The sequence below is a fragment of the Streptomyces sp. NPDC058246 genome, assembly GCF_042881985.1.
In the GTDB taxonomy this organism is placed as follows: Bacteria; Actinomycetota; Actinomycetes; order Streptomycetales; family Streptomycetaceae; genus Streptomyces.
This window is the reverse complement of sequence record NZ_JBHVWZ010000013.1, coordinates 116262-141743: the sequence shown is the minus strand read 5'-3', so window position 1 is coordinate 141743 and position 25482 is coordinate 116262. Positions and strand designations below refer to the sequence as shown.

At 69.6% G+C, this 25482-nt stretch carries 24 protein-coding genes and 1 riboswitch; of the genes, 15 read left to right on the top strand and 9 right to left on the bottom strand.

Annotation, left to right across the window (positions count from 1 at the left end):
- Positions 1-64: 64 nt before the first annotated feature.
- From rpsB to ACFVXA_RS20755, 5 genes are all read left to right on the top strand, one after another.
- Positions 65-979 carry a 30S ribosomal protein S2 gene (rpsB, locus tag ACFVXA_RS20775; protein WP_390025956.1) on the top strand — a complete coding sequence of 305 codons (915 nt, stop codon included), beginning with the start codon at positions 65-67 and terminating at the stop codon, positions 977-979.
- A gap of 95 nt (positions 980-1074) precedes the next feature.
- Positions 1075-1911 carry a translation elongation factor Ts gene (gene tsf / locus ACFVXA_RS20770; protein ID WP_390025954.1) on the top strand — a complete coding sequence of 279 codons (837 nt, stop codon included), beginning with the start codon at positions 1075-1077 and terminating at the stop codon, positions 1909-1911.
- 186 nt (positions 1912-2097) lie between these two features.
- Positions 2098-2868, top strand: a complete 771-nt coding sequence (gene pyrH / locus ACFVXA_RS20765; protein ID WP_362030472.1) for a UMP kinase — start codon at positions 2098-2100, stop codon at positions 2866-2868.
- A 171-nt stretch (positions 2869-3039) separates the two neighbouring features.
- The gene (gene frr, locus ACFVXA_RS20760; protein ID WP_362030470.1) at positions 3040-3597 is read left to right on the top strand and encodes a ribosome recycling factor; all 558 of its coding nucleotides are present in this window, start codon (positions 3040-3042) and stop codon (positions 3595-3597) included.
- Positions 3597-4736, top strand: coding sequence for a phosphatidate cytidylyltransferase (locus ACFVXA_RS20755; RefSeq protein ID WP_384020064.1), 1140 nt, complete (start codon positions 3597-3599; stop codon positions 4734-4736). Before frr ends, ACFVXA_RS20755 begins: the two co-directional genes overlap by 1 nt.
- Before the next feature lie 311 nt (positions 4737-5047).
- Here ACFVXA_RS20755 and ACFVXA_RS20750 read toward each other — a convergent pair whose 3' ends face one another.
- The gene (locus ACFVXA_RS20750; RefSeq protein WP_362030466.1) at positions 5048-5248 is read right to left on the bottom strand and encodes a hypothetical protein; all 201 of its coding nucleotides are present in this window, start codon (positions 5246-5248) and stop codon (positions 5048-5050) included.
- Positions 5249-5469: 221 nt separating this feature from the next.
- Entirely contained in the window at positions 5470-5709 is a 240-nt protein-coding gene (locus ACFVXA_RS20745) for a hypothetical protein (RefSeq protein ID WP_362030464.1), read from the bottom strand.
- A gap of 426 nt (positions 5710-6135) precedes the next feature.
- On the opposite strand from ACFVXA_RS20745, the gene ACFVXA_RS20740 reads away from it, so the two are divergent.
- From ACFVXA_RS20740 to ACFVXA_RS20715, 6 genes are all read left to right on the top strand, one after another.
- Positions 6136-6561 carry a hypothetical protein gene (locus ACFVXA_RS20740; RefSeq protein WP_390025952.1) on the top strand — a complete coding sequence of 142 codons (426 nt, stop codon included), beginning with the start codon at positions 6136-6138 and terminating at the stop codon, positions 6559-6561.
- A gap of 332 nt (positions 6562-6893) precedes the next feature.
- The gene (gene rlmN / locus ACFVXA_RS20735) at positions 6894-8000 is read left to right on the top strand and encodes a 23S rRNA (adenine(2503)-C(2))-methyltransferase RlmN (protein WP_383740148.1); all 1107 of its coding nucleotides are present in this window, start codon (positions 6894-6896) and stop codon (positions 7998-8000) included.
- Between the two features lie 24 nt (positions 8001-8024).
- Positions 8025-8130: riboswitch (TPP riboswitch) on the top strand.
- 78 nt (positions 8131-8208) lie between these two features.
- Positions 8209-9333 (top strand): thiamine ABC transporter substrate binding subunit, encoded by a 1125-nt coding sequence (locus tag ACFVXA_RS20730; protein ID WP_390025950.1) that lies wholly within the window; start codon positions 8209-8211, stop codon positions 9331-9333.
- Positions 9309-10988 carry an ABC transporter permease gene (locus ACFVXA_RS20725; RefSeq protein ID WP_390025948.1) on the top strand — a complete coding sequence of 560 codons (1680 nt, stop codon included), beginning with the start codon at positions 9309-9311 and terminating at the stop codon, positions 10986-10988. The genes ACFVXA_RS20730 and ACFVXA_RS20725 overlap by 25 nt, the downstream gene beginning before the upstream one ends.
- On the top strand, positions 10989-12023 hold the full coding sequence (locus tag ACFVXA_RS20720) for an ABC transporter ATP-binding protein (protein ID WP_389749201.1): 1035 nt from the start codon (positions 10989-10991) through the stop codon (positions 12021-12023).
- 10 nt (positions 12024-12033) lie between these two features.
- Positions 12034-12834, top strand: a complete 801-nt coding sequence (locus tag ACFVXA_RS20715) for a maleylpyruvate isomerase family mycothiol-dependent enzyme (RefSeq protein WP_362030455.1) — start codon at positions 12034-12036, stop codon at positions 12832-12834.
- Positions 12835-13044: 210 nt separating this feature from the next.
- Here ACFVXA_RS20715 and ACFVXA_RS20710 read toward each other — a convergent pair whose 3' ends face one another.
- The 7 genes from ACFVXA_RS20710 to ACFVXA_RS20680 all read right to left on the bottom strand — a co-directional run bounded on the left by ACFVXA_RS20710 (position 13045) and on the right by ACFVXA_RS20680 (position 20488).
- Positions 13045-13728, bottom strand: a complete 684-nt coding sequence (locus ACFVXA_RS20710; protein WP_362030453.1) for an LAETG motif-containing sortase-dependent surface protein — start codon at positions 13726-13728, stop codon at positions 13045-13047.
- A gap of 159 nt (positions 13729-13887) precedes the next feature.
- Positions 13888-15003: a Rossmann fold nucleotide-binding protein gene (locus tag ACFVXA_RS20705; protein ID WP_362030452.1), complete on the bottom strand. Its 1116-nt coding sequence runs from the start codon at positions 15001-15003 to the stop codon at positions 13888-13890.
- Between the two features lie 304 nt (positions 15004-15307).
- Positions 15308-15715 carry a VOC family protein gene (locus ACFVXA_RS20700; RefSeq protein WP_362030450.1) on the bottom strand — a complete coding sequence of 136 codons (408 nt, stop codon included), beginning with the start codon at positions 15713-15715 and terminating at the stop codon, positions 15308-15310.
- A gap of 179 nt (positions 15716-15894) precedes the next feature.
- Positions 15895-17583: a hypothetical protein gene (locus ACFVXA_RS20695; RefSeq protein WP_390025946.1), complete on the bottom strand. Its 1689-nt coding sequence runs from the start codon at positions 17581-17583 to the stop codon at positions 15895-15897.
- Entirely contained in the window at positions 17565-18302 is a 738-nt protein-coding gene (locus ACFVXA_RS20690; protein ID WP_362030446.1) for an ATP-binding cassette domain-containing protein, read from the bottom strand. Before ACFVXA_RS20690 ends, ACFVXA_RS20695 begins: the two co-directional genes overlap by 19 nt.
- A 303-nt stretch (positions 18303-18605) precedes the next feature.
- Entirely contained in the window at positions 18606-19988 is a 1383-nt protein-coding gene (locus tag ACFVXA_RS20685; RefSeq protein ID WP_362030444.1) for an aspartate aminotransferase family protein, read from the bottom strand.
- Positions 19973-20488 (bottom strand): Lrp/AsnC family transcriptional regulator, encoded by a 516-nt coding sequence (locus tag ACFVXA_RS20680; RefSeq protein ID WP_362030442.1) that lies wholly within the window; start codon positions 20486-20488, stop codon positions 19973-19975. Before ACFVXA_RS20680 ends, ACFVXA_RS20685 begins: the two co-directional genes overlap by 16 nt.
- A 165-nt stretch (positions 20489-20653) precedes the next feature.
- On the opposite strand from ACFVXA_RS20680, the gene ACFVXA_RS20675 reads away from it, so the two are divergent.
- The 4 genes from ACFVXA_RS20675 (at position 20654) to ACFVXA_RS20660 (ending at position 25356) form a co-directional block, all read left to right on the top strand.
- Positions 20654-22093, top strand: coding sequence for a gamma-aminobutyraldehyde dehydrogenase (locus ACFVXA_RS20675; protein WP_362030440.1), 1440 nt, complete (start codon positions 20654-20656; stop codon positions 22091-22093).
- 270 nt (positions 22094-22363) lie between these two features.
- Positions 22364-22735, top strand: a complete 372-nt coding sequence (locus ACFVXA_RS20670; protein ID WP_362030438.1) for a hypothetical protein — start codon at positions 22364-22366, stop codon at positions 22733-22735.
- A gap of 239 nt (positions 22736-22974) precedes the next feature.
- Positions 22975-24165: a spermidine/putrescine ABC transporter substrate-binding protein gene (locus tag ACFVXA_RS20665; protein WP_390025944.1), complete on the top strand. Its 1191-nt coding sequence runs from the start codon at positions 22975-22977 to the stop codon at positions 24163-24165.
- Between the two features lie 273 nt (positions 24166-24438).
- Positions 24439-25356, top strand: coding sequence for an endo-beta-N-acetylglucosaminidase H (locus ACFVXA_RS20660; protein ID WP_390025942.1), 918 nt, complete (start codon positions 24439-24441; stop codon positions 25354-25356).
- Positions 25357-25482: the final 126 nt, after the last annotated feature.

Genomic DNA, 25482 nt, shown 5'->3' with positions numbered 1-25482 from the left:
GGGCGTCAGGCGCGGGTGCCGTCCGGCACACGCGGCACAACCGAGAACACCAAGGAGAACGGCCATGGCCGTCGTCACGATGCGGGAGCTGCTGGAAAGCGGCGTCCACTTCGGTCACCAGACCCGTCGTTGGAACCCGAAGATGAAGCGCTTCATCTTCACGGAGCGCAACGGCATCTACATCATCGACCTGCTCCAGTCGCTGTCGTACATCGACCGCGCCTACGAGTTCGTCAAGGAGACCGTCGCCCACGGCGGCACGGTCATGTTCGTCGGCACGAAGAAGCAGGCGCAGGAGGCCATCGCCGAGCAGGCCACCCGCGTCGGCATGCCCTACGTCAACCAGCGCTGGCTGGGCGGCATGCTCACCAACTTCTCCACCGTCTACAAGCGTCTGCAGCGCCTCAAGGAGCTCGAGCAGATCGACTTCGAGGACGTCGCCGCTTCCGGTCTGACCAAGAAGGAGCTTCTCGTGCTCTCGCGCGAGAAGGCCAAGCTGGAGAAGACCCTCGGTGGTATCCGCGAGATGCAGAAGGTGCCCAGCGCCGTCTGGATCGTGGACACCAAGAAGGAGCACATCGCGGTCGGCGAGGCCCGGAAGCTCAACATCCCGGTCGTCGCCATCCTCGACACCAACTGCGACCCCGACGAGGTCGACTACAAGATCCCGGGCAACGACGACGCGATCCGCTCCGTCACCCTGCTCACCCGCGTGATCGCCGACGCCGTCGCCGAGGGCCTCATCGCCCGCTCCGGTGCCGGCAAGGCCGAGGGTGAGAAGGCCGCGGGCGAGCCGCTCGCCGAGTGGGAGCGCGACCTGCTCGAGGGCGAGAAGAAGGCCGACGAGGCCGAGGTCCAGACCTCCGCCGAGACCGAGAAGGTCGCCGACGCCGAGCAGGCCGAGGCTCCCGCCGAGGCAGCTGCTGCTGCTGAGGCTCCCGCTGCCGAGGCCCCGGCCGCGGACGCCGAGCAGGCCTGACCCCTCACCCCTTCGGGTTGTGAACGGCGGGGGCTCACGAAGCCCCCGCCGTTCGGCCCGTAGATCTTCAGACTCCGAGAGAGATTCCAGGAATCATGGCGAACTACACCGCCGCTGACGTCAAGAAGCTCCGTGAGCTCACCGGCGCCGGCATGATGGACTGCAAGAAGGCGCTGGACGAGGCCGAGGGCAACGTCGACAAGGCCGTCGAGGCGCTGCGCATCAAGGGCCAGAAGGGCGTCGCCAAGCGCGAGGGCCGCTCCGCCGAGAACGGCGCTGTGGTTTCCATCATCGCCGACGACAACACCTCCGGTGTCCTGGTCGAGCTGAAGTGCGAGACGGACTTCGTCGCCAAGGGTGAGAAGTTCCAGGCCGTCGCCAACCAGATCGCCGAGCACGTCGTCAAGACCTCCCCGGCCGACATCGAGACGCTCCTCGGCTCCGAGATCGAGCCCGGCAAGACGGTTCAGGCGTTCGTCGACGAGGCCAACGCCAACCTGGGCGAGAAGATCGTCCTGGACCGCTTCGCTCAGTTCTCCGGCGCCTACGTCACGGCGTACATGCACCGCACCATGCCCGACCTGCCCCCGCAGATCGGTGTCCTGGTCGAGCTGGACAAGGCCGACGCCGACCTCGCCAAGGGTGTCGCGCAGCACATCGCCGCCTTCGCGCCGAAGTACCTCTCCAAGGAGGACGTCCCGGCCGAGGTCGTCGAGTCCGAGCGCCGCGTCGCCGAGGAGACCACCCGCGCCGAGGGCAAGCCCGAGGCCGCCCTCCCGAAGATCGTCGAGGGTCGGGTCAACGGCTTCTTCAAGGAGGCCACCCTCCTCGGCCAGCCCTACGCGCTGGACCAGAAGAAGTCCGTCCAGAAGGTCCTGGACGAGGCCGGTGTCACCCTGAAGCGCTTCGTGCGCATCAAGGTCGGCATCTGAGTCCGTACCGCGATCGACGCGCGACCCCTATAGGGTCGACAGCAGTCGTCCGCGTACGTCGGCACGCGCGCGTGCGTGTCGGACGACAGCAGATCTGACGAGGAGGCCATTGCCGCGTATGGGAGCCAACACCCACCGGCAGTGGCCTTCTTCGTATGTGCGACACGTAAAAGAGGCGAGAGCTCGATGACCACCACCCAGGCCGACAAGGGCGAGAAGACCGACGACGGCAAAGGCACGGGACGCTTTCTGCTGAAGCTTTCCGGTGAGGCGTTCGCCGGTGGCGGCGGACTGGGCGTCGACCCCGACGTGGTGCACAAGATCGCCCGCGAGATCGCGGCCGTCGTGCGCGGCGGTGCCCAGATCGCCGTCGTCATCGGCGGCGGCAACTTCTTCCGCGGCGCCGAGCTCCAGCAGCGCGGCATGGACCGGGCGCGCTCCGACTACATGGGCATGCTCGGCACGGTCATGAACTGCCTCGCTCTCCAGGACTTCCTGGAGAAGGAGGGCATCGACAGTCGTGTCCAGACCGCCATCACGATGGGTCAGGTCGCCGAGCCGTACATCCCGCTGCGCGCCGTGCGCCACCTGGAGAAGGGCCGTGTGGTCATCTTCGGCGCCGGTATGGGCATGCCGTACTTCTCCACCGACACCACCGCCGCCCAGCGCGCCCTGGAGATCGACGCCGAGGCGCTGCTGATGGGCAAGAACGGCGTGGACGGGGTCTACGACTCCGACCCGAAGACCAACCCCGAGGCCGTCAAGTTCGACTCGCTCAGCTACGGCGAGGTCATCACCCGCGACCTCAAGGTCGCCGACATGACCGCCATCACGCTCTGCCGCGACAACAAGCTGCCGATCCTGGTCTTCGAGCTCCTGGCGGAGGGCAATATCGCGCGGGCCGTCAAGGGTGAGAAGATCGGCACACTCGTGGGCGACCAGAGCAGCCGGGCCTGACGGGGACCGCCCCCGACCGGGGAGGAGCCCCGGCCGAGGACGGACCCTGACCGGGGGATGGACAATGTCCTGCCGGTCCGGAACCGTGCAGGAATAAGACGCGACGCAGCCGGCCGCCGACCCGACGAGGAAACAGCTGCCGGGCCTACTCAAGACACGCAGGAGCAAGTGGTGATCGAAGAGACCCTCCTCGAGGCCGAGGAGAAGATGGAGAAGGCCGTCGTGGTCGCCAAGGAGGACTTCGCCGCGATCCGCACCGGCCGTGCGCACCCGGCGATGTTCAACAAGATCGTGGCCGACTACTACGGCGCGCTGACGCCGATCAACCAGCTGGCCTCGTTCTCCGTGCCGGAGCCGCGTATGGCCGTGGTGACCCCGTTCGACAAGAGCGCGCTGCGCAACATCGAGCAGGCGATCCGGGACTCGGACCTGGGCGTCAACCCGAGCAACGACGGCAACATCATCCGAGTGGTGTTCCCCGAGCTGACCGAGGAGCGCCGCAAGGACTACATCAAGGTCGCCCGGACCAAGGCCGAGGACTCCAAGGTGTCCATCCGCTCCGTGCGCCGCAAGGCCAAGGACGCCATCGACAAGCTCGTCAAGGACGGCGACGTCGGTGAGGACGAGGGCCGCCGTGCGGAGAAGGAACTCGACGACACCACCCACAAGTACGTGGCCCAGGTGGACGAGATCCTCAAGCACAAGGAAGCGGAGCTGCTCGAGGTCTGATGAACGACTCTTCCTGGGGGGCGCCGCCACAAGCCGGGTACTGGGGGCCGTCCGAGCAGGGGCCTGTCCAGGGGGCAGGCCCGGCGGGTCCCGCATACGATGCGCATGACGCGCAGCAGACTCGCCCCATGCCCATCGTGCCCGACGTACCCGCACATGGCGGTGACCAGGATGACGATCGGGGGGCCGCTCGGCTGAGTGGCCCCCTGTTCCGCGACGACACACCTGTGGCGGCACCCTATGGGGATCCGTCGCACAACCAGCAGAGCCCGCAGGAGCCCATGCCCAGCCCCGCCCCCGAGCCCGCCCCCGCACCTCAGAAGAAGAGTGCGGGACGCGACTTGGGCGCGGCCATAGGGGTGGGTGTCGGGCTCGGTGCGGTCATCGTCGCGTCGTTGTTCATCGTCAAGGCCGTGTTCGTCGGAGTGATCGCGGTCGCCGTGGTGGTGGGGCTGTGGGAGCTCACCTCACGGCTCGAGGAGCGCAAGGGCATCAAGGCGCCCCTCGTGCCGCTGGCGCTCGGCGGGGCCGCGATGGTCGTCGCCGGGTACGTCCGGGGTGCCGAGGGTGCGTGGGTGGCCATGGCGCTCACCGCGCTCGCCGTCCTGGTCTGGCGGATGACGGAACCGCCCGAGGGCTACCTCAGGGATGTCACGGCGGGGGTCTTCGCGACCTTCTACGTGCCGTTCCTGGCCACGTTCGTCGCCATGATGCTCACCGCCGAGGACGGCCCGCGCCGCGTCCTGACGTTCCTGCTCCTCACGGTCGTCAGCGACACCGGTGCGTACGCGGTCGGCTGGCGCTTCGGGAAGCACAAGCTGGCGCCGCGCATCAGCCCCGGGAAGACCCGCGAGGGCCTGTTCGGAGCGGTCACCTTCGCGATGGCGGCAGGTGCGCTGTGCATGCAGTTCCTGATCAACGACGGCACCTGGTGGCAGGGCCTGCTCCTCGGCCTCGCGGTCGCGGCCAGCGCCACGCTCGGCGACCTCGGCGAGTCCATGATCAAGCGGGACCTGGGCATCAAGGACATGGGCACGCTGCTGCCGGGGCACGGCGGCATCATGGACCGGCTGGACTCGCTGCTGCCCACGGCTCCGGTGGTGTGGCTGCTGTTGGTGATCTTCGTGGGGTCCAGCTGACCTTCCTGATCTTCATAAAGCTCTGCTGACCTGCGTAAATGTGGGTGAGGGGCTCGTTGTCCACGGACGGCGAGCCCCTCACCGTATGTCTGCGTCAGTGCGTCAGTGCGTCGGCCAGTGCGCCAGCGACAGTGCGTCTGCAACACGGATGGAGCCCCACGCGTCGCGACCTGGTCGTACGTGTGCGACGACGCGGAAGTCGTACGTGTGCGACGACGCGGAAGTCGTACGTGTGCGACGGCGCGGAAGTCGTACGTGTGCGACGGCTTGTGCGACGGCTGGGAAGCCGCGCAGCGCCTGAGGGCGGCAGATCACCCAGGCGCCGTCCACACTTCAGGCCCGCCGTCGCGCCACTCGATCAGTTCGGGGTCGTCAAGCGTCGTATCCGCTTCGGGCAGGCCTGCACGGCGAAGGAACTCCACCACGTCCAGCAGGTGGTAAGCCGTGCCGACCGGCTCGCCGTGAATCGTCACCCGCCTGCCGCCGTCCGGCTGCGGCGGGTGCACGACCACAGGCACACTCTCAGGCACAATCCCAGCCTCTCACTCGGCGAGCCCAGTTACACGTCTGTGCTGGTCACTTCAGTTGGAACCGGGAGGGCAACCTCTTCCGCGGCACGCCATTCGATCACGCATTCGAATATAGCGGGGCGCGTGGGGCGATACGAGACCCCATAGGAGTGATGGCGCGACGGAGCCCCGCCGCAACCGCGAGGCGCCTGTGCCCGCCCGTACTAGTCCGCCGGGTCCTCCTCTGCCCGTCGTACAGCCTTCTTCACGGCCTGCTCGACCTCGTGGCGGTCCTGCCCGGCCGCCCGCGCGTACTTCGTGATGGCCGCCTGTGCCACCTCGGACGCCTCGCGCCACCGGCGGCACTGTGCCTCGTACTCCTCGCCGGCGAGGCCCGCGCACTTTGCGCGCTCCTCTTCGGTGGAATGTTCCAGCTTGATCAATTCGTCGGGGATGTCTGCCACGCTTCGGATCCTAAGCTCGTGTGCTCAGCGCACCGGCTGTGCGACTTGCCTTCCGCAAGGGTGCGGCGCGGTGGAATCCCCGGCCGGGCGCCGTGGCGGCCAAGAACGGGAACCTGCGTGACAGATGGTGAGGGCACAATCACGTTACAGAGTTCCAAGGTGGGGATGCGTGCCCCGGCCAGGTGAAAAACTTGCGCTTCATACGCTGATCGGGGGGTCATGACGTTTCCTGCTCCACCCTCATCTCCTCCTCCGCTTCCGGGCGAATCGCGCACCAGGAAGTCGCCCGAGCACTGGACGGCGGTCGCTGCCCTCATCACTGCCGGGACGGGTGCTCTCACCTTTCTTGTGGGCTTCATCGGGCTGCCGGCGGCCGGAATCCACTCGCCGACTGCCGGTTCCGCCACGGTCACAGCCACCGCCACGGTGACGACCACAGCACCCGCTCCGTCCGTCGCCTCCGGCGCGGGCCCCTCGGCGTCCAACGGTTCGCCTTCGGTCCGCTGGTCGGGGCCACTGCTGATCTCGGGGGACTTTGACCTGGACTCCGTTCCTCCGCATGTCCCCCTCCCGACGGAAGGTGACATCATCCTCAACCAGATCAAGGACGGGCACGAGGCCGAGTTCACGGGGCGCGCCGGCATGGCAGTCGTCCCGGAGGGAGAGAGCCCGGACCCTGCGGAGTGCATCCTTCTTGTGCAGACGCAGCCTCAGGCCCACATCGCTGTTCCCGCCGGACGCAGGCTCTGCCTGATCACGAATGAAGGGCGTGCCGCACTCGTCACCGCGACTGCCCTGCACCCGGACGCCGGCACCGTGGGCCTGAACGTCCTGGTCTGGGAGCAAGCCTGAGTGACACCGTAGTCCCGCCCCGCGCCGCCCCGTCTCGTAGGCGTCCGGCGCCAACCCGTCGCCGCCGGTTCCAGAGGGGCTGTCTCTGGGCCGTGTGAGATCAGTCAACGCCGGCCGCGTGCCCATGGCCAGCGATCATGGCGCCTGTCGAATACGTGTCTAGGCAGTCGGTCACTGCCGCCCATCACGTGAGCAGGGGAAAGGCCCCGCCGGCTGGGCCTTCCCTGGGTTGTCCGAGGGGGATCAGCGGCGACGGATGGCGACCAGCAACGGCAGGTGTCCCGACTCGCAGCCCCAGGTCACACGAGTGGATCTGCGACACTGGTACAGCCATGCCTAAGCCCGGAGAACTCACTTTCGTCGCGCCGCGCGGAGCCCAGAAGCCGCCGCGGCATCTTGCCGATCTCACGCCCGCCGAGCGCAAAGAGGCCGTTGCCGCGATCGGTGAGAAGCCGTTTCGCGCCAAGCAGCTCTCGCAGCACTACTTCGCGCGGTACGCGCACGACCCCGCGGAGTGGACGGACATCCCGGCCGCCTCGCGCGGCAAGCTCCAGGAGGCGCTGCTCCCCGAGCTGATGACGGTCGTGCGGCATCTGTCCACCGACCAGGACACCACCCGCAAGACCCTGTGGCGGCTCTTCGACGGCACGCTCGTCGAGTCCGTGCTGATGCGTTACCCGGACCGGGTGACCATGTGCATCAGCTCGCAGGCCGGATGCGGGATGAACTGCCCCTTCTGCGCCACCGGACAGGCGGGGCTCGACCGGAACCTGTCCACCGGTGAGATCGTGCACCAGATCGTGGACGGGATGCGGGCGCTCAGGGACGGCGAGATCCCCGGTGGTGCGGCCCGGCTGAGCAACATCGTCTTCATGGGCATGGGCGAGCCGCTCGCCAACTACAAGCGCGTGGTCGGGGCGATCCGGGCGCTCACCGACCCCGAGCCCGACGGGCTGGGGCTGTCCCAGCGCGGGATCACCGTCTCCACCGTGGGGCTCGTCCCCGCGATCCACCGGTTCTCCGACGAGGGCTTCAAGTGCCGCCTCGCCATCTCGCTGCACGCGCCGGACGACGAACTGCGCGACACCCTCGTACCGGTCAACACACGGTGGAAGGTGCGGGAAGTGCTGGACGCCGGCTGGGAGTACGCCGCCAAGTCCGGCCGTCGGCTCTCCATCGAGTACGCCCTGATCCGGGACATCAACGACCAGGCGTGGCGCGGTGACCGGCTCGGGCGACTGCTCAAGGGCAAGCCGGTGCACGTCAATCTCATCCCGTTGAACCCGACCCCGGGTTCGAAGTGGACCGCGTCGCGGCCCGAGGACGAGAAGGCGTTCGTCGAGGCGATCGCCGCGCACGGGGTGCCGGTGACCGTCCGGGACACCCGCGGTCAGGAGATCGACGGGGCGTGCGGTCAGCTCGCGGCCACCGAGCGGTAACCTGTCCTGCGTACGTACATCTTCATATTCCGACAGGGGAGCGCCACAGCGCTGAGAGTGCGGGAGAGACCGCAGACCCTCTGAACCTTGCCCAGGTCATTCTGGGTAGGAAGTTCGGTCGCCACTCAAGCTGTTGCGCCCTGCCCGGGAACTGTCAGAGGTCCCGGGCAGGGCCGCGTCTCTTCCTGGTCATCCAGGAGGAAAATCAGTGAGCATCACCCATAAGCGGTTCGCGGCCGTGGGCGTCGGCCTGGGCCTGGTCGCGCTGCCAGTACTGTCCGCGTGCGGGTCGTCCGAGAGCAACGGCTCCGGGGACTCCAAGACCATCACGCTCGTCAGCCACGACTCGTGGGCCGTGTCGAAGAGCGTCCTCAAGGACTTCGAGAAGCAGTCCGGCTACAAGGTCAAGGTCCTCAAGGACGGCGACGCAGGGCAGGCCGTCAACAAGGCGATCCTCACCAAGGACAACCCGCAGGGCGACGTCTTCTTCGGCGTCGACAACACCCTGCTGTCCCGCGCCCTCGACAACGGCCTCTTCCAGTCGTACGAGGCCAAGGGTGTCGACCGGATCCTGCCCGAGTACCAGGTCGACCAGGACAAGCACCGCGTCACGCCCATCGACTCCGGCGACATCTGCGTCAACTACGACAAGGCCTACTTCAGCAAGCACAAGCTGACGCCGCCGCAGTCCTTCGACGACCTCACCAAGCCCGCCTACAAGAACCTCCTCGTCACGGAGAACGCCTCCACGTCCTCGCCCGGCCTCGGCTTCCTGCTCGGCACCGCCGCGAAGTACGGCGACGGGGGCGCCTCCGGCTCGAGCGAAGCCGGGAGCGGGGGAGGCTGGCAGGACTACTGGAAGAAGCTCAAGGCCAACGGCGTGAAGGTCGTGGACGGCTGGGAGCAGGCGTACAACGAGGAGTTCTCGGGATCCGCCGGCGGCAAGAAGGCCAAGGCCGACCGGCCGCTCGTCGTCTCGTACGCCTCCTCGCCGCCCGCCGAGGTCATCTACGCCGACCCGAAGCCGGCCACCGCGCCCACCGGTGTCGCGGACGGCACCTGCTTCCGGCAGATCGAGTACGCCGGGCTGCTGAGCAACGCCAAGAACACCAAGGGCGGCAAGGCGCTCCTCGACTTCCTGGTCACCAAGGAGTTCCAGGAGGACATGCCGCTGAACATGTTCGTGTACCCGGTGGTCAAGGGCGCAGCGGTGCCCGCCGAGTTCACCAAGTACGGGCCGCAGGCCAAGGACCCCGAGACCATGGCCCCCGCCGAGATCGCCGACCACCGTGACCAGTGGGTCAAGTCGTGGACCTCGCTCGTACTGAAGTAGCGCCGCGCGGGAGCCGGCGCAGGAGCGCGGCGCGGCTCGGTCTCATGGCCGTGCCCGTCGCGTTCTTCGCCGTCTTCTTCGCCTATCCGGTGGCGGCGATCGTCGGCCGCGGGCTCAAGGTCGACGGGGCCTGGCGGTTCGGGCGGATCGGTGACGTGCTCGCGCAGTCCGACATCCGGCACGTGCTGTGGTTCACCACCTGGCAGGCGCTCGCCTCCACGGCGCTCACGCTGCTGATCGCGCTCCCCGGCGCGTATGTCTTCGCGCGCTTCGATTTCAGGGGCAAGCAGATCCTCCGGGCCCTCGTGACCGTGCCCTTCGTGCTGCCCACCGTCGTCGTCGGTACGGCCTTTCTGGCTCTCGTCGGCCGTGGCGGACTCCTGGACCAGCTGTGGGGCGTACGGCTCGACACAACCGTCTGGGCCATCCTGCTGGCGCATGTCTTCTTCAACTACGCCGTCGTCGTACGGACCGTCGGCGGCCTCTGGTCGCAACTCGACCCGCGGCAGGAGGAGGCCGCGCGGATGCTCGGCGCCTCCCGGTTCGCGGCCTGGCGCAAGGTGACGCTGCCGGCGCTGAGTCCGGCCGTGGCCGCGGCCGCGCTGATGGTCTTCCTCTTCACCTTCACCTCTTTCGGTGTGGTGCAGATCCTCGGCGGCCCGACCTTCTCGACCCTTGAGGTCGAGATCTACCGGCAGACCTCGGAGATCTTCGACCTGGCGACGGCGGCGGTGCTGACGATCATCCAGTTCGTGGCGGTGGGCGCGATCCTCGCCGTGCACGCCCGGACGGTACGCCGCCGGGAGACAGCCCTGCGTCTGGTGGCCCCGGAGACGACCGCGCGCCGACCGCGCGGGGCCGGGCAGCGGACGCTGCTGGCAGGAGTGCTGGCGAGCATCCTCATCCTCCTCGTGCTCCCGCTCGGCGTACTGGTCCAGCGCTCCTTCGTCACCCCCGGCGGCTACGGATTCGCCTACTACAAGGCGCTGACCTCCGCCGACGGCGGGATCTTCCTCGTCGCGCCGATCGAGGCGATCGGCAACTCGCTGGAGTACGCGTTCGCGGCCACCGCCATCGCCGTCCTCATCGGCGGTCTGGCGGCCGCGGCCCTCACCCGCCGCGATACGGGCCGTCTGGTACGAGGATTCGACGCGCTGCTGATGCTGCCGCTCGGCGTCTCCGCGGTGACCGTCGGCTTCGGTTTCCTGATCGCGCTCGACAAGCCCCCGCTGGACCTGCGGGCGTCCTGGATCCTGGTGCCGCTCGCGCAGGCGCTGGTGGGCGCCCCCTTCGTCGTACGGACGATGCTGCCCGTGCTGCGGGCGGTGGACGGCCGGCTGCGGGAGGCGGCGGCCGTGCTCGGGGCGTCGCCGTGGCGGGTGTGGCGCGAGGTCGATCTGCCCATGGTGCGGCGGGCGTTGCTGATCGCGGCCGGGTTCGCCTTCGCCGTGTCGCTGGGCGAGTTCGGGGCGACCGTCTTCATCGCGCGGCCCGACAACCCGACGCTGCCGGTCGCCGTGGCCCGGCTCCTCGGGCGGGCGGGTGACCTCAACTACGGCCAGGCGATGGCCCTTTCGACGATCCTGATGGTGGTGTGCGCGGTGGCGCTGCTGCTCTTGGAGCGGGTACGCACCGACCGGACCGGGGAGTTCTAGATGCTGCTGAGCCTGGAGGGCGCGACCGTACGCTTCGGCGGGCGGCCGGTGCTCGACGCCGTCGACCTCGATGTCGCCGAGCACGAGATCGTCTGCGTGCTCGGGCCGAGCGGCAGCGGCAAGTCGACGCTGCTGCGGGCGGTCGCCGGATTGCAGTCGCTCGACGCGGGCCGTGTGGTACTGGACGGACACGACCAGTCGGGGGTGCCCGCGCACAAGCGGGGCGTCGGACTGATGTTCCAGGACCATCAGCTCTTCCCGCAGCGCGACGTGGGCGGCAATGTCGCCTTCGGGTTGCGGATGCACGGCGCGCCGAAGGCTCAACAGGCCTTGGATGTAAGGGAGTTGCTGGAGCTCGTCGGACTGCCGGGCGCCGAGCGGAGGGCGGTCGCGGAACTCTCCGGCGGCGAGCAGCAGCGGGTCGCGCTGGCCCGCGCGCTGGCGCCCCGTCCGCGCCTGCTGATGCTCGACGAGCCGCTGGGCCAGCTGGACCGCTCGCTGCGCGAACGCCTTGTCGTCGAACTACGCGAGCTCTTCGGCGAGTTGGGCACGACCGTGCTCGCCGTCACGCACGACCAGGGTGAGGCCTTCGCGCTCGCCGACCGGGTCGTGGTGATGCGCGACGGGCGGATCGCTCAGTCCGGTACGCCACTTGAGGTCTGGCAGCGCCCCGCCGACGCGTTCGTGGCCCGCTTCCTCGGCTTCGACAACGTGGTCGAGGCGACGGTGAGCGGCGAGGCAGCGGACACCCCGTGGGGGAAGGTCCCGGTGCCGGAGAACGCCGTCCAGGGGCCGGGCACCCTCCTCGTACGACCCGCCGGCGTACGGCTCGTGGCCCCGGCGGACGGGCTGCGCTGCACCGTCGCCGCACGCACCTTCCGGGGCACCCACGTCGCCGTACAGCTGCAGCCCGAGGACGCGCCCCGGCTCGAAGCGGCGTGCGCGCTGCGGGACGCGCCGGAGCCCGGGGACGAGGTCGGCGTGGAGTTCGACGCAGCCGAAATTGTTGTACTCGGGGAGTCCTCTCCCGCATAAGGTGTGGATCATGACGCTTCTCGGACATGACCGCTACTGCGACGCGATCGAGTTCCAGGTAGGGCAGTTGAGGGATGTGGTGACCTCGGACGCCGCCGATCTGTCCGCCACCGTGCCGACCTGCCCCGACTGGTCCCTCCAGCAGCTCGTGCGGCACACCGGCGGGGCGCTGCGCTGGGCCGAACTCCTCGTCCGGACGCGGGCGAAGGAGAGCATCCCCGAGAAGGAGGTCCCGCTCGGCGAGGGACCACAGGACGAAAGCGACCCGGCCGCCCTGGGCGCCTGGCTCGTGGAGACCGGCGAGATGCTCGTCGGCACGCTGCGCGAGGCCGGCCCCGACGCACAGGTGTGGGGGTGGGCGGGGACCCTCACCTCCGGTTTCTGGGCGCGCCGGATGACGCACGAACTGGCGATCCATCGCGCCGACGCGACGCTGGCCGCCGGGCTGCCGTACGAGGTCGCGCCCGATGTGGCGGCCGACGCGATCGACGAGTGGCTGCAGATCGTCGAGTACGTGCAGCGGACGCGGCCGAACGACGCGGCGGACGAACTGCGCGGACCCGGACGCAGCATCCACCTCCACGCCACCGACACCACCCCCGAGCTGAACGCCGAGTGGGTCGTCGAACTCACCGAGCAGGGCGTCTCCTGGCGCCGCGGCCACGAGAAGGCGACCGTCGCACTGCGCGGCCCGCTCACGGACGTACTCCTCGCCTTCTACCGCCGACTGCCGCTGGACGGCGGCAAGTTGGAGGTCCTGGGGGAGCGGGAGCTGCTGGATTTCTGGCTGGAGCGGGCGTCGTTCGGATAGTCACACGCGATCGGACCGTGCCGGGAGATCGGGCGGCCACAGGCCATCGGGCGGCCACAGGCCATCGGACGGCCGCAAGCCATCGGACGGCCAAGCCGTCTGGCGGCGCAAGCCATCGGAGCGCGACTGGCGGCCGGTCACCGGCAAGCGAATGGCCCGCCCCCTCACTGAGGGGGCGGGCCACACGTTTCGTACGGGGGGGGGTGGGCGTCAGTTGGCCTTCGACGCGCCACGGCGGCGCATGCCGAAGAACACGGCTCCGCCACCGACCACGACGAGCGCACCGGCGATGCCGGCGATCATCGGGGTGTTGGAGTTGGCGCCGGTCTCGGCGAGGTTGGAGTCACCGGCCGCGGGGGACGGAGCGTTCTCGCCCGGCGTCGCGGGAGCGGTGGACGTGCTCTCGGAGGCCGACGGGGTCGGCGTGTCCGAAGGCGTCTGGGAGGGGGTCTCCGACGGCTTCGGGGTCTCCGAAGGCGACGGCGACTCGGTGGACTTGCACGCCTCGGACGGCGCGGTCACGGCCGGCGAGATGTCCTCGTCGACGATGTTCCCGGCCTTGATGTGCACGCGGTACTGGGCCTTCGGGGCCCAGTCCTCCGAGAACGTGACGGTGGCGCCCTCGCGGGTGCCGGTCACCGTCTGCTCGCCGATCTTCTTGGCGTCGGCGCCGTTGGACTCGAGGAAGATCGAGACGACCGCTTCCTTGCCCGAGGAGTCCGTGTCGGTCACGGTGATGATGCCCTTCCCGTTGTCGTCGCAGGAGGCGACGGCCGAGAAGTCACGAATGTTGCAAGCAAGTGCGTTGCCGGCGACGCCGAGCGCGAGCGCGGCCGAGGCGGAGGCAACACCGAGGATTCGCACGGAACGTGCGGTACGGCGAGATATGGACACGATTGCCCTTCACAGGTTGCGCAACTGCGGGGGGTGATGGCGGCTCTGCCGGGAAAAACGCTTGGACAACAGGGCCACCAGGAGTCTCACAGGTTTATAAGCGCCACCTAAGGGCTGTCAATGCATATGCCCTGCCCGGCCGTTGGCTTTGCCTTGTCATTAACCACCGAGGCGTTTGAGCGCCTCCGGAGCCTCCTCGATCCGGTCGACCAGCGCGATGCGCGACGCCATCGCACGCTCCCGGGCCAGCGACTGGAGGAGGGGCCAAGTCGGGTGCTTTTCGGTCCAATGCGCCCGGTTCACCAGGACCATGGGGGTGGGCTCGCCACGGGACTCGTAGTAGTTCGGGGTCGCGTTGTCGAAGATCTCCTGTACGGTCCCCGCGGCGCCCGGCAGGAAGACGACGCCCGCGTTCGAGCGGGCCAGCAGACCATCCTCGCGGGTCGCGTTGGCGAAGTACTTGGCGATGTGCGCGGCGAAGGCGTTCGGCGGCTCGTGACCGTAGAACCAGGTGGGGATGCCGACCGAGGGGCCTCCGGAGGGCCAGAGCTCGCGTATCTCGAAGGCGGCGCGCGCCCAGTCGGTCACCGAGGGCGCGAACGACGGCGCCTTGGCCAGGATCTGGAGGGACTCGGTGAGCATCCCGTCGTCGAAGGGCGCCGCGTACGCGCCGAGATTAGCCGCCTCCATGGCGCCCGGACCGCCGCCTGTGGCGACCGTGAAACCGGTGCGCGCCAGCTCACGGCCCAGGCGCGCCGCGCCCTCGTACGCCTCCGTGCCGCGCGCCATCGCGTGGCCGCCCATCACGCCCACCACCCGTGCGCCCACCAGGAGTTCGTCCAGGGCGTCCGAGACGGAGTCGTCGTGGATCGCGCGCAGCATCGACGCGAAGACGTCCCCGTCGGCCTTGGTCCGCTGGAACCAGGTGTACGCGCGGGCGTCCTGGGTGGTCTCATAGCCCGCGTCGAGCGAGTCGAAGAGCTCGTCGGGGGAGTAGAGCCGACCGCGGTACGGGTCGAAGGGCAGCCCGGGCACGGGCGGGAAGACGAGCGCACCCGAGGTCCGCACTTTCGCCGCCGCCTCCGGGTCCATCGGGCAGCCCAGGAAGACGGCGCTCGCGGTGTCCACCGACAGCAGCACCGCCGTACGGTCCGTCAGGTCGACGGCCTGGACACGGAAATGGGCGAGCGAGCCGCCCGCCGAGACCACCTCGTCGAACTCGGCGAGGGACTCGATCTCACGGTCATGGGATGCGTGAAGGGGGGTCGGCTGCACGCGGCCATGCTATGCGCCACGCCGACGCCGGGAGCGGGTGCCCCACAACCGGCGCCTCGATGCCGGGCGTGCGGACGCCTCCGACGGGGCCCTTGATGCCGGGCGTGCGGACGCCTCCGACGGGGCCCTTGATACCGGACGTTCGGCCGCCTCAAACGGGGCGCCCTTGATGCCGGACGTGCGGACGCCCGTGACCGAGCGCCGATGCCAGGCGTACCGACCCTCGCGCTCCCTCGAACCGGGCCTCGATCCCGGGCGTGCGGACCCCTGTACCGCGCGCCCGGACCGGTGCCGAGCGCGGAGGTCAGCCCTGGACCGCCGCCGGGTCCATCCACATGACCTCCCAGGTGTGGCCGTCCGGGTCGTCGAAGGCCCGCCCGTACATGAAGCCGTGGTCCTGGGTCTCGCCGGTCGCCGTGCCACCCGCCGCGATCGCGCCGTCGACCAGTTCGTCGACCTTCTCGCGGCTCTCGGCGCTCAGACACAGCAGCACCTCGCTGGTCTTCGTCGAGTCCGCGATCTGCTTCTTCGTGAAGTCCGCGTAGCGCTGCTTGCTCAGCATCATCGCGATGATCGTGTCGCTGATCACCACGCAGGCGCAGTCGTCCGTCGTGAACTGCGGGTTGATCGTGTAGCCGAGCTCCGTGAAGAACTTCTTCGAGGTGTCGACGTCGGCCACGGGCAGGTTCACGAAGATCATCTGCTGGTACATGAGGGGTCTCCCGTCGGTGATGTGCCGTTCGGAGGGGTAGACCGGGGATCCGCGCGGAACTCATCGCCCGGCGCCGACTTGCCACGGACCCTTTTCGCACGAGGTTCCGTGGCCGGGTTCGAATGAGGTTTCCCGTGGCCGGATTCGTACGAAGTGCAGCCGATGAGGTCGTACGAGGGTCAGTGGAGCAGGGGAAGCGCGGCCAGCTCGGCGACCGCCCAGGTCAGCGGCGCGAACACGGCGAGCAGCGCGGCGACGCGCAGGGCCGCGGCACCGCGCAGCATGGCGGCCGGCGCGCCGAGCCGCAGCAGCGCCGCCGTGGTGTCCGCGCGCGCCTGCTTCGCCTCGACGGCGGCCGTCGCCAGGGTCAGCAGCGTGCACCCCGCGACCAGCAGTGCGCCGAGGGTGGTCAGCGGGCCGAAGTCCGGGCGGGCGCCCGTGTACAGCGTCGCCATGGCGTAGCCGCCCGACGCCACCGCGCACACCACGCCGAGCGGCTGCCCGATGCGCCGCGACTCCCCCTGGAGCACCCGCCCGGCGAGCAGCCGCAGCGCGCCGGGCCGTACGGCCTGGAGCAGCCGCCCGCACAGGTACGTGATCGCCGGCCCCGCCAGCGCCAGGCCGACCGCCGTCAGCACCCAGCCGATCAGCACCCCGGCCGGACCGCCCACGAAACCGCCGGGCAGCGCGAGCCCGGGTGCCGGGCGGCTCGAACGGCTCGCGTAGGTCTCCACGGCGAGGCCGGCCGCGAGCGCGGCGGCGCCCCAGGGGAGGCCGCTGGGCGTGGACTCCGGGGGCGGGAGTCGGCGCGGGTCGAGCTCGGGGCTCGGGCCGCGTCCACGGCGATCGCTGTGGGCGGAGCCGTCCCGTGCGTCGGGCCCGTCGTACGGGGCTCCGGGGTCGTCGTGGGAGGCCGTGTGACGGCGGCTGCCGGGCCGCTCCTGGCCCATGGCGTCCTGGTGGACGGCGGAGGCGGCCTTGTGCACTCCACCACTGGCGTACGCCCGCGCGGTCCAGTGGAAGTCGGCGTCGTCGAGGGCGGCCGGGTCCGCGATGACGCCGGAGGTGTCGTGCGCGCCTCTGCGCGCGCCGGAGTGCGCCGTCGCGTTTCCCTCGACGCCCGAGCCGTCGCGCGCGCCGGGGCCCGCGAGGGCGCCTGCGCCGTCGTACCGGTCCGCCTGCTCGCGCCCGTCGGCGACCCCGGGCGCACCGGTGGTGTCGGTGGTACCGGCCGTGTCGCGGCCGTTGGCGTGCCGTCCGCCGCGCCGGCCCGGGCGACCGGTGGCGTGCCGCGTCGCGCTCTGTCGCGCGGCCATCCAGGTGCGGCCGTACGACCGCACGGCGCTCCGCGGCTTCCCGCCCCGGGGCCGCAGGGCCGTCGCGACCGCAGCGGAGGCCGCGATCGGGACCAGGGCCAGCAGCGTGAGGGCCGCGGGCAGGGGGAGGGACTCGTCGACCGCGAGGAACTCCGCCGCCGCGCCGTCGAAGGGGATGCCCGTCAGGTCGCCGCGCAGGTGGAGGAAGAGCAGCAGGGCGAGCAGGGAGCCGAGGGTGGTGGAGAGGGCCGTGGTGGCGGCGGAGATGGCCATCAGGCGACCGTTGCCCAGACCGATGGCCGACAGGCCGGGGCGGGGGCGGGTGCCGGGGTCGGTGCGGGCGACCGCGAGCGCGAAGTAGACCGTGGCGGCGAGCGGGACGACGCACCAGGCCAGGCGCAGGACGCTGGCGGCCGAGGCGTCCGGATGCGACATCGCGTACCCCAGCGTGCACAGCAGCAGGAACCCGGTGCCCCCGGAGGCGGTGGCGACCAGGAGCCGGCGGAGCTGGACGAGGGGCTGGGCCCCGCGGGCTAGGCGGAGAGCGAGCACGCGGCCCGGCCTTCCGTCTCGACGACCGGGGGCAGGTGGACGGTGTTCACGCGCCGTCCGTCGAGCAGCGACACCGTGCGGTCGGCGAGCGCCGCGGTGTCGGCGTCGTGGGTGGCCAGGACGACCGTGATGCTGTGCGAGCGGGCCGCCGTGGTGAGCGTGCGCAGGACATGGGCGCGGTCGGCGCGGTGCAGCGGGGCGGTCGGCTCGTCGGCGAAGAGCACGGTCGGGGCGGGGACCAGCGCGCGGGCGATGGCGACGCGCTGCCGCTCGGCCTGGAGCAGGGCGTGCGGGCGTTTGCGGGCGCAGCCGCCGATGTCGAGGCGTTCCAGCCATTCCAGGGCGGCGGTCTTGGCGGCCCGGCGGGCGCAGCCGCGCAGCATCAGGGGCAGCGCGGCGTTCTCCCAGGCGTTCAGCTCGGGGACCAGGATGGGCGCCGGGTCGATCCAGCCGAAGCGGTCGCGGCGCAGCCGTTCGCGGGTGAGCGGGCCCATGGTGTGCACGGGCGTGCTGTTGAACCACACCTCGCCCTGCTGCGGCAGCAGCTGGCCCGACAGGCACCGCAGGAGGGTCGTCTTGCCGCTGCCGCGCGGGCCGCCGACGGCCAGGATCTCGCCCTCGCGGATGCCGAGCGAGACACCGCTGAGCGCGGGCGAGCCGTTGTGCGTGACGTGCAGGGCGCGTGCCCAGAGCACGTCGTTGTCCGGCGGGGCCACCATCGCGTACACCTCGTTCAGATCTGATTTGCCGAGCCGAGTCCCCCGGTCGGGGGAACGAAGGCAGGGCCGATCGGTCACTGGGCACGCTAGGGAGTCGGGGGCGGGAGGCCGGACAGCACGCGGCCCCGGGCCGCCCATTCTCACTCGAACGGGCGGCCCGGGGCCGGTGTCGATCACAGGTTCAGCTCATCGGAGCGTTGCCGGAGCCGCTGTGTACGGAGCCGCTGTGTACGGAGCCGCTATGTACGGAGCCGCTATGTACGGAGCCGCCGTGTACGGATCCGCTGCGCACGGCGCCGTGACTCAGAGCTTGGTCCACGCCTCCGTCAGCACCTGACGGACGATCCCCTCGATCTCGTCGAAGGTCGACTGGTCGGAGATCAGCGGCGGCGACAGCTGGATGACCGGGTCACCGCGGTCGTCGGCGCGGCAGTAGAGGCCGTACTCGAAGAGCTTTTTGGAGACGAAGCCGTAGAGCACGCGCTCCGACTCCTCGTCCGTGAAGGTCTCCTTGGTGGCCTTGTCCTTCACCAGCTCGATGCCGTAGAAGAAGCCGTTGCCGCGGACGTCGCCGACGATCGGCAGGTCGTGCAGCTTCTGCAGCGTCGAGAGGAAGTTGGCCTCGTTGTCCAGCACGTGCTGGTTGAGGTTCTCGCGCTCGAACAGGTCGAGGTTGGCCAGACCCACCGCGGCCGACACGGGGTGGCCGCCGAAGGTGTAGCCGTGCAGGAAGGTGTTGTCGCCCTTGTAGAACGGCTCGGCGACCTTGTCGGAGACGATGCACGCGCCGATCGGGGAGTAGCCCGAGGTCATGCCCTTGGCGCAGGTGATCATGTCCGGGACGTAGCCGAACTTGTCGCAGGCGAACATCGTGCCGAGGCGGCCGAAGGCGCAGATGACCTCGTCCGAGACGAGCAGTACGTCGTACTGGTCGCAGATCTCGCGCACGCGCTGGAAGTAGCCGGGCGGCGGCGGGAAGCAGCCACCGGCGTTCTGCACCGGCTCCAGGAAGACGGCCGCGATCGTCTCCGGACCCTCGAAGAGGATCTGCTGCTCGATCTGGTCGGCGGCCCAGCGGCCGAAGGCCTCCGGGTCGTCGCCGAAGATCGGGGCGCGGTAGATGTTGGTGTTCGGGACCTTGTGGGCGCCCGGGACCAGCGGCTCGAAGGGGGCCTTCAGGGCCGGCAGGCCGGTGATGGACAGGGCGCCCTGCGGGGTGCCGTGGTAGGCGACCGCGCGCGAGATGACCTTGTACTTGGTGTGGTGGCCGCGCAGCTTCCAGTACTGCTTGGCGAGCTTCCAGGCGGTCTCCACGGCCTCGCCGCCACCGGTGGTGAAGAAGACCTTGTTCAGGTCACCCGGCGCGTAGTTCGCGAGGCGCTCGGCGAGCTCCACCGCCTTCGGGTGGGCGTAGGACCAGATCGGGAAGAAGGCCAGCTCCTGCGCCTGCTTGAAGGCGGTCTCGGCCAGCTCGGTGCGGCCGTGGCCGGCCTGGACCACGAACAGGCCCGCGAGACCGTCGAGGTAGCGCTTGCCCTTGTCGTCGTAGATGTAGGTGCCCTCACCACGGACGATGGTGGGAACGGGCGCGTTCTCGTACGAGGACATGCGGGTGAAGTGCATCCACAAGTGGTCGTACGCGGTCTTGCTGAGGTCCTGGGTGCTCACGGCTATCGGGTTCCCCACATGTAGGTCTGCTTCTTGAGCTTCAGGTAGACGAAACTCTCGGTGGAGCGCACCCCGGGCAGGGCCCGGATGCGTTTGTTGATGACGTCCAGCAGGTGGTCGTCGTCCTCGCAGACGATCTCGGCGAGGATGTCGAACGAGCCCGCGGTCATCACCACGTACTCGACTTCCGACATGGCCGTCAGCGTGTCCGCCACCGGGTCGAGGTCGCCCTCGACATTGATGCCCACCATCGCCTGCCTGCGGAAACCCACGGTGAGCGGGTCCGTCACGGCGACGATCTGCATCACGCCCTGGTCGAGCAGCTTCTGGACGCGCTGGCGCACGGCCGCCTCGGAGAGGCCGACGGCCTTGCCGATCGCGGCGTACGGGCGGCGTCCGTCCTGCTGCAGCTGCTCGATGATGGCGAGGGAGACGGCATCCAACTGGGGACTGCCGTTCCTGGACTCGCGGGAGTCCCTGGGGTCTGCGCTTCGACTGGCCACGACCTCACTGTGCACGACGTCTCGACAGTTCCGCAAGGCCATGGCGATGAAATTCGTTGTTTACGGGTACGCGTCTTGCGGATTTCGCAGATCTGGGGCGTGCGGGGGTGTTGAAAACGTGGGAGCACGGATTAGGGTGGGTGTCTCAGCGATTGGACATCTCTACTTGGAGGGCCGGCAGTGAGCACCGAGCTGCGTCGTCTGCGCAACTACATCGATGGCGAGTTCCGGGACGCCGCCGACGGGCGGAGCACCGAGGTCGTCAACCCCGCGACCGGTGAGGCGTACGCGACCGCGCCGCTCTCCGGCCAGGCGGACGTCGACGCCGCGATGGCGGCCGCCGCCGCGGCCTTCCCCGCCTGGCGCGACCAGACCCCGGCCGAGCGCCAGAAGGCCCTCCTGAAGATCGCGGACGCGTTCGAGGAGCGGGCCGAGGAACTCATCGCGGCCGAGGTGGAGAACACCGGCAAGCCGATCGGGCTGACCCGGTCCGAGGAAATCCCGCCGATGGTCGACCAGATCCGCTTCTTCGCGGGCGCCGCCCGCATGCTCGAGGGCCGCTCGGCCGGCGAGTACATGGAGGGCATGACCTCGATCGTCCGCCGCGAGCCGATCGGCGTCTGCGCGCAGGTCGCGCCATGGAACTACCCGATGATGATGGCGGTGTGGAAGTTCGCCCCGGCGCTCGCCGCGGGCAACACGGTCGTCCTGAAGCCGTCGGACACCACTCCGGCCTCCACCGTCCTGATCGCCGACATCATCGGCGGCATCCTTCCCAAGGGTGTCTTCAACGTCATCTGCGGCGACCGTGACACCGGTCGCGCGATGGTCGAGCACCACACCCCGGCGATGGCCTCCATCACCGGCTCCGTGCGCGCGGGCATGTCGGTCGCCGAGTCGGCGTCCAAGGACCTCAAGCGCGTCCACCTGGAGCTGGGCGGCAAGGCCCCGGTCGTCGTCTTCGAGGACACCGACATCGCCAAGGCCGTCGAGGACATCTCGGTCGCGGGCTTCTTCAACGCCGGCCAGGACTGTACGGCCGCCACCCGCGTCCTGGTCCAGGAGTCCATCCACGACGAGTTCGTCGCCGCCCTCGCCAAGGCCGCCGCCGAGACGAAGACCGGCCAGCCGGACGACGAGGACGTGCTCTACGGCCCGCTGAACAACCCCAACCAGCTCAAGCAGGTCGCCGGCTTCATCGAGCGCCTGCCCGCGCACGCCAAGGTCGAGGCGGGCGGCCAGCAGGTCGGCGACAAGGGCTACTTCTACGCCCCGACCGTCGTCTCCGGCCTCAAGCAGGACGACGAGATCATCCAGAACGAGGTGTTCGGGCCGGTCATCACCGTCCAGTCCTTCACGGACGAGGCCCAGGCCATCGAGTGGGCCAACGGCGTCGACTACGCCCTCGCCTCCTCCGTATGGACCAAGGACCACGGGCGTGCGATGCGTCTGTCGAAGTCCCTCGACTTCGGCTGCGTGTGGATCAACACCCACATCCCGCTGGTCGCCGAGATGCCGCACGGAGGCTTCAAGAAGTCCGGCTACGGCAAGGACCTTTCGGCGTACGGCTTCGACGACTACACGCGCATCAAGCACGTGATGACGTCGCTGGACGGCTGATCGCCGAGGCGTGAACCGCGCGGCCCCGGACGGAATCACCTCCCGTCCGGGGCCGCGGTGTTCCCCCCTCCGTGGTGGTGTCTCCTCCCTCCTTGGTGGTCATCCCTCCGTGGTGGTCGGGCGTGGGTGGGCGGATGCTCTCGATGGCGTGTGCCGGACGCCGGCGGCGGCCAGGTGCTGATGCCCACCGCGCCCTGGGCGGTGGTCGGTCCGGTGGTGGGGCGGTGGTCGGTCCGGTCGTGAGGCGGTGGCCGGTCCGGTGGCGGGGCGGTGGTCGGTCCGGTCGCGGGGCTCGGGCTCGGTGCCGACGACTGTCTCTCGGAGGCGTTCGCGTTCGCCGAACTGGTCGCGCGGTTACGGGCGTTGGCGCGGCGTGCGCGGCTCGCACTGCCTCCTGCGCCGGTCCGCGGCCAGCTGCGCCTCGACCCGGCGCGGTGGCAGGCGACCCGGTTCGGCGGCGGACTCGCCCTGAGCCCCAGGGAGTTCGCCGTACTCGGGCTCCCGCCGCCCGCGCTGGGTGCCGTCGTCTTCATCGGGCAACTCCTGGAACGGGCCTGGGGCGAGGCGGCCCAACCCCTTCGGGCAGACCGTGAACGTGACCGTGAGCCGCCTGCTGCGCAAGCCGGGGGGAGCCGCCACTGATCGTGACGGTGGACCGGGCGCGCTCGGCCGTGAGGCCCCGCACCAACCGCTCGGCCGACTGGTCTACAGGCCGATCGTGAGGCCTTGTGCCCGCTGCTCGGCGGACTGGTCGGCAGGCCGGCCGTGAGGCCTCGTGCCCACCGCGCGACCGACCTGGTCGACAGGGTGTCGGGTCGCGGCGGCACCGCTCGACGCAGCGTCCATTGCCCGTCCGTGGGCAGGGGCGGCAAGCTGCCCGCGTGCCAGTGATTCGGAACGCCTCGCCTCTGTCCCGCCGGTCCCTGCTGCGCGCTCTCGGCGGTGGTGCCGCGCTCGGCGCGCTGGCCGGATGCGGGGTGCCCGCCGCGTATGTGTCGCCCGGCGACCGGGCCGGGGCCGACCTGTCCGCCCGCGACAAGCGGCTGACCTGGGCGAACTGGCCCCTCTACATCGACACCGACGACAAGGACCACACCAAGCGGCCCACGCTGGAGGCCTTCGAGAAGCGCACCGGGATCTCCGTCGACTACATCGAGGAGATCAACGACAACGACGAGTTCTTCGGCAAGATCAGCCCGTCCCTGATGAACCACCAGCAGACGGGCCGCGATCTGATCGTCATCAGCGACTGGATGTGCGCGCGCTTCGTCCGCCTCGGCTGGGTCCAGGAGATGGACCGGGCCAATCAGCCGAACGTCGTCAAGTACCTCGACCCGCTGCTGAGTTCGCCCGCGTTCGACCCGGGGCGCAAGTCCAGCGTGCCGTGGCAGTCGGGGATCACCGGCATCGCGTACAACCGCCGCAGGGTCGGCCGCGAGATCCGGCACGTCTCCGACCTGTGGGCCGACGACCTCAAGGGGCGCGTCACCCTTCTCTCCGGCCTGGACGAGGCGTTCGCGCTGCTCATGCAGGGCAATGGCGTCGACATCACCAAGTGGCAGGCGGACGACTTCCACAAGGTCTGCGACCAGGTCGAGAAGCATGTCCACAGCGGCCAGATCCGTCGCTTCACGGGCAACGACTACATCAAGGACCTCTCCAGCGGCGACGTCCTGGCCTGCCAGGCGTACTCCGGTGACGTGATCCAGCTCCAGGCCGACGACCCCGACATCCGCTTCGTCGTCCCCGAGGAGGGCGCCGAACTGTGGGCCGAGTCGCTGATGATCCCCAACCTGGCCCGCCACAAGGCCAACGCGGAGAAGCTCATCGACTACTACTACGAGCCCGAGGTCGCCGCGGAGCTGGCCGCCTGGGTCAACTACGTCTGCCCCGTCCCCGCCGCCCAGGACGTCCTCGCCTCCTCCAAGGACAAGGACACCGCCGCCCTCGCCGAGGACCCGCTGATCTTCCCCGACGCCACCATGCGGGGGCGCCTCGCCATCGCCCGCGACATCACGTCCACGGAACGCACCGAGTTCGCGAAGCGCTGGAACGCGATCGCGGGGCTCTGACCTCTCATGCCTGGTTCGTCCGCGCCGGTGGTGATCGCGTCGATGTCGATCTCCCATGGGTTCTGTTGGTCGCAGGCCTGGGACAGTGCGGCAGCGCGGCGTTCCAGTAACTCCTTTGCCCGGGCTCAGGGTTACCGCGCGAAGTGCGTGGGAGTCGTGAAAAGTTCTCGCATGGTTCTGGGGATTCGGTCACGGGAGCGGAAAGATCGGGGGCTCACTCGGCGCTTGCGAACAGGTCGGGCGCCGCTCCATGCGATGGGAGACCGATCAACGATGTTCACTCCGGTGCGGAGCAGAGTACGGACGGCCGCGCTCGCGCTCTCGGCCCTTACGGCCCTCGCCTTCGGCGCGACCGCCACGACCGGCGCGGCAGCGGCCCCCGCTTCCGTAAAACAAGGACCAACCTCGGTGGCGTACGTCGAGGTGAACAACAACAGCATGCTGAACGTCGCTAAGTACACCCTCGCCAACGGCGGCGGCAATGTCTTCGACGTCGCCGTGATCTTCGCGGCGAACATCAACTACGACACGGGCACGAAGGCGGCGACTCTGTACTTCAACGAGAACGTACAACGCGTCCTCGACAACGCCGCCAACCAGATACGGCCGTTACAGCAGAAGGGCATCAAGGTCGTCCTCTCGGTGCTCGGCAACCACCAGGGCGCGGGCTTCGCCAACTTCCCGTCCCAGCAGGCGGCTTCGACGTTCGCGAAACAACTGTCGGACACCGTGGCCAAGTACGGCCTCGACGGCATCGACTTCGACGACGAGTACGCCGAGTACGGAAACAACGGCACCGGCCAGCCCAACGACAGTTCGTTCGTGTACCTGGTGTCGGCACTGCGCGCCAACATGCCGGACAAGATCATCAGCCTCTACAACATCGGCCCGGCCGCGTCGCGCCTGTCCTACGGCGGTGTCGACGTCTCGTCCAAGTTCGACTACGCCTGGAACCCGTACTACGGCACCTGGCAGGTCCCCGGCATCGCACTGCCCAAGTCGAAGCTGTCGCCGGCGGCCGTCGAGATCGGCGGGACCTCGCAAAGCACGGCCGCCGACCTCGCCCGCCGCACGGTCGGTGAGGGGTACGGCGTCTATCTGACGTACAACCTCGACGGCGCCGATCGCAGCGCCGATGTCTCCGCGTTCACCAGGGAGCTGTACGGCAGTGACGCCGACTACGCGCCGTAGGCCGACCACACTCCCCGGTGGCCGGTGCTCCCTCGGGGCTTGCCGCATCCCGTAGGGCCGCGCCTGGGGCGGCCACGCTCTCGACAACGATGTCGAACGCGCGGTCGCCATAGGTACCGTGACCTG